14 protein-coding genes and 1 pseudogene are annotated in these 14,486 nt (G+C 67.5%); 4 read left to right on the forward strand and 11 right to left on the reverse strand.

The features are described 5' to 3' along the window. Positions 1–7 precede the first annotated feature (7 nt). On the forward strand, positions 8–661 hold the full coding sequence (locus AC5P8J_RS11285; RefSeq protein WP_227854069.1) for a YceH family protein: 654 nt from the start codon (positions 8–10) through the stop codon (positions 659–661). 117 nt (positions 662–778) lie between these two features. Here AC5P8J_RS11285 and AC5P8J_RS11290 read toward each other — a convergent pair whose 3' ends face one another. From AC5P8J_RS11290 to AC5P8J_RS11305, 4 genes are all read right to left on the reverse strand, one after another. Next, positions 779–1,303 carry a GNAT family N-acetyltransferase gene (locus AC5P8J_RS11290; RefSeq protein WP_227854070.1) on the reverse strand — a complete coding sequence of 175 codons (525 nt, stop codon included), beginning with the start codon at positions 1,301–1,303 and terminating at the stop codon, positions 779–781. Positions 1,304–1,394: 91 nt separating this feature from the next. After that, positions 1,395–1,838, reverse strand: a complete 444-nt coding sequence (locus tag AC5P8J_RS11295) for a DUF3592 domain-containing protein (protein WP_167692791.1) — start codon at positions 1,836–1,838, stop codon at positions 1,395–1,397. Positions 1,839–1,900: 62 nt separating this feature from the next. Then, positions 1,901–2,641: a DUF3592 domain-containing protein gene (locus tag AC5P8J_RS11300; protein ID WP_177179515.1), complete on the reverse strand. Its 741-nt coding sequence runs from the start codon at positions 2,639–2,641 to the stop codon at positions 1,901–1,903. A gap of 107 nt (positions 2,642–2,748) precedes the next feature. Next, the gene (locus tag AC5P8J_RS11305; protein WP_111202213.1) at positions 2,749–4,725 is read right to left on the reverse strand and encodes a UvrD-helicase domain-containing protein; all 1,977 of its coding nucleotides are present in this window, start codon (positions 4,723–4,725) and stop codon (positions 2,749–2,751) included. A 101-nt stretch (positions 4,726–4,826) separates the two neighbouring features. Here AC5P8J_RS11305 and AC5P8J_RS11310 point away from each other — a divergent pair, with 101 nt between their 5' ends. Beyond that, complete coding sequence (locus AC5P8J_RS11310) at positions 4,827–5,447, forward strand: thymidine kinase (protein ID WP_021204637.1); 621 nt, start codon at positions 4,827–4,829, stop codon at positions 5,445–5,447. A gap of 520 nt (positions 5,448–5,967) precedes the next feature. Here AC5P8J_RS11310 and AC5P8J_RS11315 read toward each other — a convergent pair. The 4 genes from AC5P8J_RS11315 to AC5P8J_RS11330 all read right to left on the reverse strand — a co-directional run bounded on the left by AC5P8J_RS11315 (position 5,968) and on the right by AC5P8J_RS11330 (position 10,041). Then, complete coding sequence (locus AC5P8J_RS11315; protein WP_019658845.1) at positions 5,968–7,572, reverse strand: OpgD/OpgG family glucan biosynthesis protein; 1,605 nt, start codon at positions 7,570–7,572, stop codon at positions 5,968–5,970. A gap of 105 nt (positions 7,573–7,677) precedes the next feature. Next, complete coding sequence (mutM, locus tag AC5P8J_RS11320; RefSeq protein WP_021204636.1) at positions 7,678–8,490, reverse strand: bifunctional DNA-formamidopyrimidine glycosylase/DNA-(apurinic or apyrimidinic site) lyase; 813 nt, start codon at positions 8,488–8,490, stop codon at positions 7,678–7,680. 19 nt (positions 8,491–8,509) lie between these two features. Further along, on the reverse strand, positions 8,510–8,842 hold the full coding sequence (locus AC5P8J_RS11325; protein ID WP_021204635.1) for an EF-hand domain-containing protein: 333 nt from the start codon (positions 8,840–8,842) through the stop codon (positions 8,510–8,512). Continuing rightward, entirely contained in the window at positions 8,839–10,041 is a 1,203-nt protein-coding gene (locus tag AC5P8J_RS11330; protein ID WP_021204634.1) for a DesA family fatty acid desaturase, read from the reverse strand. The genes AC5P8J_RS11325 and AC5P8J_RS11330 overlap by 4 nt, the downstream gene beginning before the upstream one ends. 187 nt (positions 10,042–10,228) lie before the next feature. Here AC5P8J_RS11330 and AC5P8J_RS11335 point away from each other — a divergent pair, with 187 nt between their 5' ends. Beyond that, positions 10,229–11,014, forward strand: a complete 786-nt coding sequence (locus AC5P8J_RS11335; protein WP_020723483.1) for an ABC transporter ATP-binding protein — start codon at positions 10,229–10,231, stop codon at positions 11,012–11,014. 128 nt (positions 11,015–11,142) lie between these two features. Here the strand turns inward: AC5P8J_RS11335 and AC5P8J_RS11340 are convergent, their stop codons facing one another. After that, complete coding sequence (locus AC5P8J_RS11340) at positions 11,143–12,345, reverse strand: DUF4785 domain-containing protein (protein WP_019658840.1); 1,203 nt, start codon at positions 12,343–12,345, stop codon at positions 11,143–11,145. Between the two features lie 11 nt (positions 12,346–12,356). After that, positions 12,357–13,235, reverse strand: coding sequence for a lipase family protein (locus AC5P8J_RS11345; protein ID WP_021204633.1), 879 nt, complete (start codon positions 13,233–13,235; stop codon positions 12,357–12,359). A gap of 262 nt (positions 13,236–13,497) precedes the next feature. Here AC5P8J_RS11345 and AC5P8J_RS11350 point away from each other — a divergent pair, with 262 nt between their 5' ends. Then, a complete protein-coding gene (locus tag AC5P8J_RS11350) occupies positions 13,498–14,337 on the forward strand; it encodes an acid phosphatase (protein ID WP_021204632.1) in 840 nt (279 codons plus the stop codon). Positions 14,338–14,374: 37 nt separating this feature from the next. Here the strand turns inward: AC5P8J_RS11350 and AC5P8J_RS11355 are convergent. After that, positions 14,375–14,486, reverse strand: a pseudogene (locus tag AC5P8J_RS11355) (IS110 family transposase); the annotation flags it as partial.

A 14,486-nucleotide genomic window follows, 5' to 3' on the forward strand; every position in this document is an offset into this window, starting at 1 on the left:
GGCCGCCATGACCGATTCCGTCCAGACCCCCGACGTCCCCCTGCTCGACGCCGTGCAGGCCCGCCTGCTGGGCTGCCTGGTGGAAAAGGAGGCGACCACGCCGGACACCTATCCACTGACGGTCAACGCCGCCCAATCGGCCGCCAACCAGAAGACCGCGCGCGAGCCGGTGATGAACATCGACGCCGGCAGCGTGCAGCACGCGCTGCGCCAGCTGGAGGCGTTGGGCCTGGCCCGCCAGCACTTCTCCTCGCGCGCGGACCGCTACGAGCACCGCCTGCAGGCCGCGCTGGACCTGACCCGGCAGCAGACCGTGCTGCTGGCGCTGCTGCTGCTGCGTGGGCCGCAGACCCTGGGCGAACTGATCACGCGCAGCGAGCGCCTGCACCGCTTCGCCGACACCGACGAAGCCCGCCACGCCATCGAGCGCCTGCAGCAGCGCGCGCTGCTGGTGGTGCTGCCGCGTGCCAGCGGCCAGCGCGAAGACCGCTACATGCACCTGCTGTGCGGTGAAGTGGACGGTGCGGCGCTGGCGGCCAGGTACGCCAGCAGCGGCGGTGGCATCAGCGATGCAGCCGACCCGGGCCTGGCCGAGCGCGTGGCCCAGCTTGAAGCGGCCGTGGCCGAGCTGCAGGCGCAGCTGGCCGAACTGCGCGGTTGAGGGGGTGGGTGCCGACCGTTGGTCGGCACTGCATCTGAATAGTGCCGACCAACGGTCGGCACCTACCATCAGCCGCTACTGTGCCGGCCAGCGGCCGGCACCTACCAACATCAAGGGTCAGACCTGCGCCGCACCGGGCGTTGCATACAACCGGCTCGGGCTGTCCACGCCCGGCAACTGGATCACCCCGCGCGTCTGCATACCCAGGCCCTGCAGGATCTTCCCGGACACCACGTTGTCCAGATCGGTGATGCCATACAGATCGTGCAGGCCCAGCGCTCCGCGTGCATGCGCGAACACCGCCCGCGCCGCCTCACCGGCATAGCCCTGCCCGGCGAATTGCGAAAGCACCGCATAGCCGATATCCGGCCCCGGCAGGCCATCCCGCCGCACCAGCCCGGCATTACCCACCCAGGCACCATCGGACAGCCGCTCGATGGCATACATGCCGAAGCCATTCAACGCATAACTGTGCAGCACCCGCAGCGCGATGTACTCCCGCGCCTGCGCCTCGCTGCGCACGTTGCGGTCGCCGATGAAGCGCACGAAGCCTGGATCATTGAGCAATGCCAGCATCGGCGCAGCATCCCGGTCTGGTTCCAGGCGGCGCAGCCGCAGGCGTTCGCTTTCGATGGGATGCATGGGTGGACTCCGGAAGGAATACCTCGATTTTGCAACGCCAGCGCCCGCCGTGCAGCACGCTCAGGCCAAGTGGGCCACTACGATGCCCAGCCTAGCCACATGCCCCGTCACGCTGGCCGAACAGGATCGGCCAGTAGCACACGCACAGGCGATGGACGCATGCGGCGATCAGGCAGAACCCCATGCCCATCAGCGCCAACAGCAGCGGTGCGCCCCAGCGCAATCCCGGGTGCTGGATACGAGCCTTGGAAGGCATGCCGCCGGGATATAACACCTGTACCTGTTCGCCGACCACGTACAGTGGTGCCCCGGTAGCAAAGGACGCAGTGAACTGAATCATCTGCCCCTGTGCGGTCTGGAACCTCACCACCGGGCGATGCAGGGTGATGTCACGTGCGGGCATCCCCTCCATTTCCGACCGGGCATCCTCTGCCTGGACGGCCACCACCGTTCCGGTTACGGAAACGGCCTTGCGCGCGAAACGCTGGACGTCCACGAACAGCCAGGCGGCGGCCAGAAGGATCAGCAGGCCCACGGCAAAGAAAACAGCAAAAAACATCTGAGGAGGGTGGGCATGGTGCTGGCCGGGTTGATCGATCAGCGTGCAGGTGCCGGCGCTGATCGAATGAAGGAAATATCGACATGGTAGTAGCGCGGATTGCCCGGCATGACATGGACATCCAGTTCACGTCCACTCACCTGTGCACGGGGATCGGCCCAGAGATACGCACTGTGGAAGACATGCCATCGAGTGGTTTCAGGATCGCGCCAGGCGCAGACGATGACGAACGGATGCCTTCCCCCCGAGAATACTCCGCGATCGCGCTTGATCGCCCGGACCTTGGCTTGCACCCGTGTCCCGTGGCGAAGGAGCTGCCTGCGCCGCCATGCCCTCGCCGCCTGCGGCAGGTGCAGAAGTCCCACCCCCAGCAAGAATGGGCCGCCGGTCACTCCCAGTATGACGCTCAGGCCCCAGGGTGATGAGAGCGAACGCACCAGGGCCTTGTCCGGGCGGTCCGGCAGGTACAGCACATCTACATGATCGCCCGTCATGTAGGCACGATGGCGGGTACGACCTGCGAAGAACCGCATCACTTGCCCGCTGCTGGTAGTGAAGTCCACCCAGTACAGGAACTTCACCCCTGAAGTGCGCGAACCACCGCGATCAACGCTGACGGCATCCACATGGGTGATCCTGCCATCGGCAATGACCGCCGCATCGAGGAAGCGCCTGGCCCCAACGTAGGCCAGAAGCGCTGAAACAAGCAGGACCAGGCCCAGCCCGAGGAAGGTACGGGTGAGAACAGCAGGGATATCGTTGGACACGATGAAAGACACGGCGCGCACTCCGGGTGCGCTCACACTAGGCCTTAACCCGATGCAGGCTCAAGGCCAGAAGCGTCAATCGGACGGATTGGAATACCACTTTAGTGGCTTTTCGATCCTCAATCGAACAGCGCCTCGATCGCGGCCAACCCCGCCGTCGCGCGCTCCTTCTTCCGCGCCGCATCGGCCACCGGGTCCGCGCCATCGCGCTGGATCTCCTCGGCCGGAATCTCCTCGAAGAACCGGCTCGGCTTCAGCCGCACATGCTCGCCGAACTTGCGCGTCAGCTTGCTGTAGCTCATCCACAGCTGGATCTTGGCGCGGGTGATGCCCACGTACAGCAGGCGCCGTTCTTCCTGCAGGTTGCCCTCGTCCAGGCTGACCTGGTGCGGCAGCACGCCGTCTTCGCAGCCGACGATGAACACGTACGGGAATTCCAGGCCCTTGGAAGCGTGCAGGGTCATCATGCGCACCTGGTTGCCGCCCTCGTCCTTGTCGCTGCGCGACAGCAGCGCCAGCTGGCCGGCCAGGTCGGCGGCGGTTGCACCGCGCGGGCCGCCCTCGAACCACTGCGCCAGTTCCTCGATGTTGTTGGCGCGGCGCTGGTAGCTGGCCTCTTCCTTGGCCTGCTGGCGCAGCTCGCTCAGCAACCCCGATTCCTTGGCCACCTTGCGGATCATGTCGCCGGACGTCACTTGGCGCATCTGTGCACGCAGGTCGCGCAGGATGTCGGTGAAGCGCGCCAGGCTGTTGGCCGCGCGCGGTGGGAGCTGCTGCAGGGCACCGATGGTTTCGGCCACATGCGCCATCGGCATGTCCTTTTCCTGGGCCAGCTCGGCCAGCTTGGCCAGCGTGCCGGCACCGACGTCGCGCTTGGGCGACTGCACCGCACGCATGAACGCGGTGTCGTCATCCGGGTTCACCAGCAGGCGCAGCCAGGCCAGCGTGTCCTTCACTTCCTGGCGTTCCAGGAACATGGTGCCGCCGGTCAGGTGATAGGGAATGCGCAGCAGCTGCATCGCCTTTTCCAGCGGGCGCGACTGGAAGTTGCCACGGAACAGGATGCAGAAGTCACTCCACGGCACGTTGCGCGATTGCGCCACGAAGGCGATCTCGGCGGCGACCTTCTCCGCTTCATGTTCGCTGTTGCGGCATTCCCAAACACGGATGCGTTCGCCGTCGGCCTGGTCGCTCCACAGCTTCTTCAGGTGCTCATGCGGATTGTTGGCGATCAGCGCGTTGGCGGCGCGCAGCACGCGGTTGGAGCAGCGGTAGTTCTGCTCCAGCTTGATGATTTCCAGCATGGGGTAATCGCGCCCCATCTGCTGCAGGTTTTCGGGATTGGCGCCACGCCAGGCGTAGATCGACTGGTCATCGTCGCCGACGCAGGTGAAGTTGCCCTTCTCACCGGCCAGCTGCTTGAGCAGGCGGTACTGCGCGTCGTTGGTGTCCTGGCATTCGTCCACCAGCAGGTAGCCGATGCGCTCGCGCCAGGCCAGGGCGATGTCCGGATTCTCTTCCAGGATCTGCACCGGCAGACGGATCAGGTCATCGAAGTCCACCGCATTGAACGCGGTCAGCCTCAGCTGGTATCGCTCGTAGACGCTGGCCGCTTCCTTCTCGCGGTTGCTGCGTGCGGCGGCCATCGCCTGTTCGGGCGACAGGCCGGCGTTCTTCGCGCGCGACACCAGGTTCTTCATGTCCTCGATGTCGTCGGGCTTGGCCCCGTGCATCAGGTCCTTGATCTGCGCAGCGGCATCGTCGGCGTCGAAGATCGAGAATCCACGCTTCAGGCCCACCGCCGCGTGCTCGATCTGCAGGAACTTCAGGCCCAGCGCATGGAAGGTGCAGATCGTCACCTCGTCGGCATCCTGCTCGCGCAGGCGCTTGGCCACACGCTCGCGCATTTCCTTGGCCGACTTGTTGGTGAAGGTGATCGCCGCGATGCGGCGTGCCGGGTAGCGGCCACAGCTGATCAGGTGGGCGATCTTTTCCACGATCACGCGCGTCTTGCCGCTGCCCGCGCCGGCGAGCACCAGCAGCGGACCTTCGATGTGCAGGACGGCGGCGGCTTGGGGGGGATTGAGACCGTGCATGGGATGGGGATTGTAGCGGGGCGGGGTGACGACCACAGCGGCCTGCCGGCGGGGTTGCTGAATGGCTTCGGCGAAGCGGGGCCGCGGCGTACAATCCGTCGATGGCCAAGCTCTACTTCTACTATTCGGCGATGAACGCCGGCAAGACCACCACCCTGCTGCAGAGCGCCCACAACTACCGCGAGCGCGGCATGCGGGTGGCGATCCTGACCCCGCGCCTGGACGATCGTGCCGGCGCCGGCGTGGTTGCCTCGCGGATCGGCCTGCGCGCCGAGGGCATGGCCTTCGACCGTGATACCGACCTGCAGCGCTGGGTAGAGCAGGACCTGGCGGCGAACGGTCCGATGGGCTGCGTGCTGGTGGACGAAGCCCAGTTCCTCACCCGCGCCCAGGTCTGGCAGCTCAGCGAGGTGGTCGACCAGCTGCGCATTCCGGTGCTGTGCTACGGGCTGCGCACCGACTTCCGCGGCGAACTGTTCGAGGGCAGCCAGTACCTGCTGGCCTGGGCCGACGAGATGCAGGAGATCAAGACCATCTGCCACAGCGGCAAGAAGGCAACGATGACGGTACGCGTGGATGAGCATGGCCACGCAGTACAGGACGGCCCGCAGGTGGAGATCGGCGGCAACGACCGCTACGTGTCGGTCAGCCGCGCCGAGTTCAAGAAGATCACCCGCGGTGAAGGGCGTATCGATCCGGCGCAGGCCCCGCTGCCGCTGTAAGGGGTGTTCTTTTGCAGGGCTTGCAGCCCTGCACCTGCTCAACGCAACGGCAACGGCCAAAGCCAAAGCGGCATTCCGCGGGATGGCGGGACGGTGTGGGTGGGCAGGACACGCCGTAAACCCGTCCCTGGGGGCTCGATGGCGCCATCCATTGCTCCAACGGTCCTGCCCACCCACACCGCCCCACCTCTGACAATTTCACGCGGCTGTTGGTGGGTGCCGACCGTTGGTCGGCACATCTGTCAGATATCGAAATTCATCTGGGGTCAGAGCCCGTTGCGCAGCAACGGGATCCGACCCCGTGCTCCGACAGATCGCGGCGATCTGTCGAAGGCGGGGTGGGTCCGGTTGAGGGGGCGTGAGCGCCATGGATGGCGCGACCGAGGCTACATGGACGTATTTACGCCGTCCCCCTCAACCGGACCCACCGCGCCTCCCCACAGGAAACCAGCTTCTGCCGTTGCTTCGGCTCTGGCCTCTGCAGGTGCAGGGCTGCAAGCCCTGCAAACCCAACCCCCTCTTAGTACAGCGTGCGCTCCGGCGCTCCGGCCGGCGGCGGGGTGTACTGGTACAGCCAGGTCTCCGTGAGGGTCTTGCCACCACTGCGCAGGAACAGGCGGATGTCGATCTGCTCGGTACTGCCTTCCGGCGGCACCAGGTCGAACATCGCGCGGTAGCCGTTGATCTCGCGCAGCGGCCGCGCCGACACGATCTCGACCCGGCCCCGGCTGGCTTCCACCACCGCCTCGACCTCGCCCTTGTCGATCAGCCTGGCCAGTTCGCCACCTTCGAAGTCCACCGCGAAGCGCCAGCTGAAGTACTCGCGCTTCTTGCCGACCACACCGCCCAGGCCGGTGCGGCTGGCCACGCAGTGCGCCATCGGCGGCCGTGCCGGCGGCTCGGCGCCCCAGTACAGGCGGTAACCGACCAGCAGCTCCTGGCCCGGCTGCGGCTTTTCCTTGGGATTCCAGAACGCCACGATGTTGTCGAAGGTCTCGTCCACGGTGGGGATCTCCACCAGCTGCACCGAGCCCTCGCCCCATTCGCCCTTCGGCTCCACCCACAGGCACGGCCGCTTCTCGTAGAACACGCCGTCATCCTGATAGTGGTCGAAGTTGCGGTCGCGCTGCAGCAGGCCGAAGCCGCGCGGGTTGCGGTCCACGAACATGTTGAAGCGCAGGTTGCGCGGGTTCAGCAGCGGGCGCCAGATCCATTCGCCGGCACCGGTCCACAGCGACAGGCCGTCGGTATCGTGGATCTCCGGGCGCCAGTCCCAGCCCATGCGGCGGTCGTTCTCGCCCACCTGGTACATGCTGGTGCACGGCGCGATGCCCAACCGCTCGATCGCCTTGCGCGGGTACAGCGCGCTGTCGATGTCCATCAGCAGCACGTCACCGTTGGTGATCGCGAAGCGATAGGCACCGGCCACGCTGGGCGAATCCAGCAGGCCGTAGACCACGATCGTGTCCGAATCAGCCGACGGCTGTTCCAGGTAGTAGGCGATGAAATCCGGGAATTCCTCCGGCTTGCCCATGCCGGTATCGATCGCCAGGCCACGCGCGGACTGGCCGTACTGACCCTCCTTGCCGACCGCGCGGAAGTAACTGGCGCCGAGGAAGGCGGCGAAATCGCGGTCGGTGTCCTTGCGGGTGTTCAAGCGGAAACCGGCGAACCCCAGGTCGGCCGGCAGCTCGCCGTCCTTGATGCCGCTCTTGCCGTAGTTGAATGCCGCGCCGTCATAGGCCAGCTCCTGCGCCTTGCCGTCGACCACGTCGAACATGCGCACCGGCGAATGGAAGTACAGGCCCAGATGGAAGAACTTGGCCTGGAACTTGCCTGGCTGGTCAGCCCACAGCGCATGGTCCTGGCGGTAACCGATCGACTGGTACTGGTCCCAGTCCAAGCCTTCCAGGCGGCCCGGCAGCACCCGCTTGTGGCTCTTGTAGGGCGCCTGTGCCAGCGCGCGCGCCTGGCCCTTGAGGGTAGCGAAGTCGAACGGCTGCGGCTGGCCGAGGCGGCGCAGGCCCATCTGGCCGCTCCTGCTGGCCGCGCACGCGGGCAGGGACGGCAGGCCGAATGCTGCCAGGGCGAGGGAGGCATTGCGGATGAAGTCGCGTCGTTGCATGCAGGCGCGTCAGGCACGAAGGGAAGGTCGGCCATGATAGGCAGACAAACGTTAACGGGCAGCGGAGACGTCTCCTGCCCGTTCAGCTGCCGCTGGCCGCCCGGCTCAGCGCTGGCAGTGGTTGCACCAGACGCTGGCGCGCTGGCCGATGGTGGCGTGCTTCAGCGCGCGGCCACAGTTCGGGCATGGCAGGCCGTCGCGGCCGTACACCAGCAGTTCCTGCTCGAAGTAGCCCGGTGCGCCGTCAGGGCTGATGAAATCGCGCAGCGTGGTGCCGCCCCGGGTGATCGCATAGCCGAGGATTTCCTTCACCGCCCCGGCCAGCCGCTGGTAGCGTTCGCGCGAGATCTTGCCCGCCTCGCGCAGCGGGCTGATGCCGGCCTTGAACAGGCTCTCGGCGGCATAGATGTTGCCGACGCCCACCACCACCGCCTGGTCCATCAGGAAGGTCTTCACCGGCGCACTGCGGCCCCGGCTGCGGGCGAACAGGTAGTCGCCGTCAAACACGTCGTCCAGCGGTTCCGGGCCCAGCCCCTGCAGCAGCGGGTGGACTTCGCCGGCCGGCTGCCAGAGCAGGCTGCCGAAGCGGCGCGGGTCGTTGAAGCGCAGCAGGCGGCCGTTGTCCAGGCTGATGTCGACGTGGTCGTGGGCGCGCAGCGGGGTATCGCCAGGCAGCACGCGCAGGCTGCCGGACATGCCCAGGTGCAGCACCGCGCTGCCGACGGCGGTGTCCAGCAGCAGGTACTTGGCGCGGCGACGGATCTCCTCGATGCGCTGGCCCGGCAGCAGCTCGGCCACTTCCGGCGGAATCGGCCAGCGCAGGTCGGCGCGGCGCAGGATCACGCCATGCACGCGACGACCCTGCAGGTGCGGCGCCAGGCCGCGGCGGGTGGTTTCTACTTCGGGCAGTTCGGGCATGGGGTGATTCTACGCCCGCTCAACGCGGCGGCGCGGACAGCTCACGGGCGTCGAGGAAGCCATCACCGTTGGCATCCTGCTTGTGGAAGCGCTGCACGATCACCTGCCGCTGCTGCTCGCGGCTGATCGCCCTGCCCTTGCCACCGGGCAGCTCCTCGGCCGTCAGCACACCATCACCGTTGCGGTCCATGCGGTCGAAGGCATACAGCATCCACTGCACGTACTCGGATTCACTCACCCGGCCGTCGCCATCGCTGTCCATCCGCTGCAGATAGCTGGCGGTATCGGTGACCTGGGCCAGCGCCGCACCCGGCAGCAGCGCCGCCAGCAGTAGTCGGTACCTTGCCCTCACGCGCCCACCAGGCTGTAGCCCTTCAATCGCGCGGCGTAGGCCTGCAGCGCGGCAATGCCACTTTCCTCGGCCTCGTGGCACCAGGCCTGCAGCTGATGCAGGCGCTCGGCCGCATCGTGGCCGCGCGCTTCCAGCAGCGCGGCCAGGCGCCCCCGGTACTCGACCAGGGTGCGGATGCGCGGGCGCTGTGCCACCCATGCGCTGAGCTGGGCACGACTGTCCGGCTTCAACCAGCGACCGTCGTTGACCAGGCCACGGCGCAGCCGGCGCGGCAGCAGGCGGCGCAGCTTGGCCCCGGCCTGTGCCGCTTCCTCGCGCAGGGCCGGCATGAACACGTTGCGCTGGTAGTCGGTCATCGCCTGGAAGCGGTGCGACAGCAGCGCCTTAAGGGTCTCGGCATCGGGCACGGCGATGTTCGGGCGTACGTCCATGGCCGGTGCCACCCGCAGCACCTTGGCCAGGCGCAGCGCCTCCAGCAGGCGGATCGCACTCCAGCCGATGTCGAATTCCCAGCGCCGCATCGCAAAGCGCGCCGAGCTGGGGAAGGCATGGTGGTTGTTGTGCAGCTCCTCGCCACCGATCCAGAACCCCCACGGCGTCAGGTTCGTGGAGGTATCGGCGGACTCGTAGTTGCGGTAGCCCCACCAGTGGCCCAGGCCATTGACCACGCCGGCTGCCCAGAACGGGATCCACGCCATCTGGATCGCCCACAGGGCCACGCCGGGCAGGCCGAACAGCACGCTGTTGATTGCCAGCAGCAGCACCGGGCCCAGCGTGGCGTGCGGGGTGTACAGGTGGCGCTCGATCGCATCGTCCGGGGTGCCGCGCCCGTACTGCTCAATGTCCGCGCGCATACCACGCGCTTCCCGATACAGCTCCACGCCGTGCCAGAACACCCTGCCGATGCCGCGGGTGACCGGGCTGTGCGGATCGTCCTCGGTCTCGACCTTGGCGTGGTGCTTGCGGTGGATGGCCACCCATTCCCGGGTGATCATCGAGGTGGTCAACCACAGCCAGAAGCGGAACAGGTGGGCCAGCGCCGGGTGGAAGTCGACCCCGCGATGGGCCTGGCTGCGATGCAGGTACAGGGTCACCGAGAAGATGGTGATCTGGGTGAAGACCAGCAGCACGGCCAGCATGGCCCACCACCCCAGGCCGAGAACACCACCGGTCAACAGGGACATCAGGGCATCAGGCATGGCAGCTCTCCGGATCCACGCGGGGATGGCAGACATGATGGGCGCTTGCGTTGCAAACTGCATCCCTGCGGCGGTGCTTGGCATCGCCATCCGTGGCACCGTTCACAGTTGGGGACCTGAGTTGTCGAGCCTTGATCCACGCGCCAGCCGCATTTCCGCCGCCCCGCCCGTCGCGGAGCTGCCCCCCTTGATCGAACTGGACCGCGCCACCGTGGTGCGTGGCCAGGTGAAGGTGCTTCATGGGCTCAGCCTGCGCATCGCGCAGGGCCAGCACACCGCCCTGCTCGGCCCCAACGGCTGTGGCAAATCGACCTTCATCAAGCTGATCACCCGCGAGCTGTACCCGCTGGCGCAGGTCGACGGCTCCGTCGCGGTGAGGGTGCTGGGCCAGAACCGCTGGCAGGTGGACCGGCTGCGCTCGCAGCTGGGCATCGTCACCGGCGACCTCAGCAGCAACCTGGCCGACATGCCGGGGCTGACCGTGGAACAGGCGGTGCTGTCCGGCTTCTTCGCCAGCTACGTGGTGCCCGGCTTCCGCGAGGTGACCGCCGACATGCGCGCACGTGTCGGCGAGACACTGGCGATGACCGGCGCGCTGTCCCTGCGTGAACGTGCCTACGCCGAGCTGTCGGCCGGCGAAACCCGCCGCGTGCTGATCGCGCGCGCGCTGGTCAACCGGCCGCAGGCGCTGCTGCTGGACGAACCCTCCACCGGGCTGGACCTGGTCGCCCGCGAGCAGCTGGTGGCGACCATGCGCGTGCTGGCCCAGCAGGGCATCACCCTGGTGCTGGTGACCCACCACATCGAAGAGATCATTCCCGAGATCGAACGCGTGGTGCTGCTGCGTGACGGCCGCGTACTGGCTGACGGTACCCGCGCCGAGCTGCTGCGCAACGAACCGCTGTCGGCGGTGTTCGGTGGCGCGATCACGGTATGCGAGCAGGAAGGCCGGCTGACCGCGTACGCGGGATAATCGACATGCCACTGTAGAGCCGAGCCTATGCTCGGCTGCTTCTGGCCGCGGGGAACGGCAGCCGAGCATAGGCTCGGCTCTACAGAAAACGGTACAGCGGGCCGGAACCCCGCCCGCTGCACCCTTGCTCAGAACTTCAACGCCAGCGCGCGCGACTCGATCGGTGCCATCCGGCTCTGGTCCTGCAGCTGCAGGTCGCGCAGTTCGTAGGGTGCGCCGAAGCCAGCCGGCAACGCGGCCTGGTCGAATGGCAGCACCAGCTGGCCACGCCCCGGTCCATCGAACCACGCGGCCGCATGCGCCTGCGCCACCGGCTTCAGCTGGCCATCGCGGCCGGTGGCATACAACGTGCCACGCGCCTCGTAGCGACCGGCGGCGGCCACCTGCAGCGGCAGCGCGACCTGGCGGCTGGCCGGGTCGGGTGCCGCCTGGCCACTGAAGCGAGCAGTGGGCCGTGCCACCGCGAAAGCCACCTTGCCGTCGCGCAGCACGCCATCGGCCTGGGCGAACACCTGCAGTTCCCACAGCCCCTGCACGCTGCCGACATCAGCCGGAATCCGCACCTGTGCACGCAGGGCACCATCGGTGGTGCGCAGCAGGCGCTGCGGCCAGCTGCGGCCATCCGGTGCGACCAGCAGGGCTTCACCGCCCAGGCCGCCACGGCGCGAGGCCAGCTGCGCGGTGGTGGCGCCGTCTTCCAGCAGGCGTGCCTGCAGCTGCACGTTGCCACCGGCCAGCACCTGCGCCTGGTTGGCCTGCACTTCCAGCCGCAGCGGGCTGTTCGGCTCAAGCACCTGCACCACATAGCGGCCCTGCGCCTGCGTGCTCTGCAGCGTGTACGCACCGGCCGAACTGGTCGCGCCGGTGCGCAGCATGCTGCTGCCATCACTCACCGGCATGCCGGCATCCTGCAGCGCGCGCGCATCGACACTGCGGGCCACGCTGCTGCGGCCAGCCGGGTCGCGCATCTGCAGGGTGTTGGCAGGCAGCGCGCGGGCACCTGCGGCCGGGCTCAGCTGGATCACCGCATCGGGCGCCGTCAGCGGCAGGTCCAGGCCGCGTTGCAGCTGCGAGCCATCGACCTGCTGCCAGTAGCTGCGGCTGACCGAGGCATACGGCGTGGCCGCCTGCAGCGGTTGTGCCGGGTCCAACGCCCAGGCGAAGGACAGCGGTGCACGTTCGCTGTCATCGGCCGGCAATGGCGCGGCAACCAGCGCCGCAGGCACCTGGTCGCCCACGCGGGCCGCCTGCAGAGGCTGCGCGGCCTGCGCGGCGGAAAGGGACAGGACTGCCAGCACCGCACTGGCCAGCAGGGTGGAATGAATCGTCATGGTCGTCTCCCTCACTGGGTCAGGTCGTTGCGCAGCAGGGTGCCGAGGCCGAAGCACTCGCGGCGGCTCTGGTTGTGGCTGAGCGGCTCTGCCCCCTGGGTGCGCTGCGTGTCGGTGAACCAGGTGGTGCCGGCGGCCTTCTGGCTGCTGCACTCCAGGAAGCCATCGGAGCAGGAGGACAGCCAGTTCTGGGTGAACTCCAGGCCGACATTGGCGGCGTAGCCACCGCAGTAGCTGTTGCTGTCCCATACCGCCGATTCCACGTCGCTGCCGACCACCGCACGGAACGGCTTGGGCAGGGCGGGACGGCCTGCGGTGCCGTACAGGTTCTGCGCGTTGTAGGTAGCCATGCTCGCCACCTGCTGCTGGCGCACCGCGTCGTTCTTGTAGCCCAGCAGCCAGCCCAGCGAGGTTTCGAAGGTATTGCCGTTGAGCACCGCATCGGCCAGCGGCGTGCCGGCCGAGGACGGTGCCAGCGCGTTGACCTTGCGCACCGTGCGGATGATCTTCGGATAGCGGCTGTCGTAGGTCGGGTTGGACAGGATCCAGCGCACCACGTTGCCGCCGTTGGAGTGGGTGATCACCACCAGCTGGGTGATACCACGGCTGTCGATGAAACGGGTCAGCTGGTTGGCCAGGCAGCCGGCCGCTTCCGGTTTCCACATGTACTGGGTGAAATCGCAGTTGATGACCACGTAATTGCTGCTGTTGGGCAGGCCCTGGCGCACGGTGTCGATGATGGTCGGCTGCCAGTAGTCCTGGGTGGCGTTGGTCTGCGCGCCGGTGCCATGCACGAAGGCCACGCCGACCACGTCGGCGGCCTGCGCCGGCGCTGTTGCAAGCCCCAGGAGCAGGGCCAGGACGGTACTTCCTGTTGCGGTGCTGCGCATCGCGTCTCTCCCTCTGTCTTCGGATCCCCCCGACCCGGCTGGAACTGGACGGCCTCTGGTGCCTGCCGATGTGCCGATGCTCACGGCGCGGGCGCGTGAAAGTCCGTGCGCTGCGCCCGGATTCAGGAGACTGGCGTCACTTGATGACGTTTTTCATCTTGTTTCGATGACCATGCCGGTTCTGGCCGTATGACCGATGGCCACTGCGGTGCCGCACTGGGACTGCGATCATGACGCGATGTTCTTTCTCCGGAGCCCGTCCATGTCGCTGATCTCCCACCCTGCCCGCCCGCTGCTCGGCCTTGCCGTGGCCGCTGCCCTGGCCGGTTGTGCCGCCACCGCCGCCAAGCCGACCGCCGTCGAAGCCAACATCACCACCAAGGCGGTGGGTTATCTGGACAAGAGCGCGGTTCCGGCCAGCCTCGACCTGGTACCGGCACCACCGGTGGCCGGTTCGGCCGCGTTCGCCCTGGACGAGCAGGTCAGCCGTGAGGCCCGCGCGCTGCGTGGCAGCCCGCGCTTCGCCCAGGCCGGCGTCGATGCGGAACTCGGTTTCCCCGAAGGCGCCAACCACTTCTCCTGCGCCGCCGACATCGACGTCGATGCGGTGAAGACCCCGGCGCTGTATCGCCTGCTGGAGCGCAGCCGGATCGACGCCAGTGCGGCGACCAAGGCGGCCAAGAACCACTACCAGCGCCCGCGTCCGTTCATGGTCAACGGTGAACCGACCTGCTCGCCGAAGGACGAAGACGGCCTGCGCAAGAACGGCTCGTACCCGTCCGGCCACACCTCGATCGGCTGGGCCTGGGCACTGATCCTGTCGGAGATCGCGCCGGACCGCGCCGATGCCATCCAGGCCCGCGGCCGCAACTACGGCGAGAGCCGCCTGGTGTGCAACGTGCATTGGCAGAGCGACATCCTCGAAGGCCGCTTCATGGGCGCGGCCGCCGTGGCCCGCCTGCACGACAACGCGGCCTTCAACAAGGACCTGCTGGCCGCACGCAAGGAGATCGAAGCGGCGCGCAAGGCCGGCCTGCACTCCAGCCGCGACTGCGCCACCGAGAATGCGGTGCTGAAGGTGCGCCCGCAGAGCGCGCTGTAGGCCACGCCTCTGTAGAGCCGAGATCCTATGTTCGTGGTCAAGCCTGCTGGAAGCAGGCTTGACCCACTTTCAGCATGGCCGGGTCAAAGTCCCGGCCGCTCTTGAAGACGCCCCAAGCGATCCTGGCCAGCTTTCTGGCCAGGATGTTG

It is taken from the genome of Stenotrophomonas sp. YJH_SMC_37 (assembly GCF_059370035.1).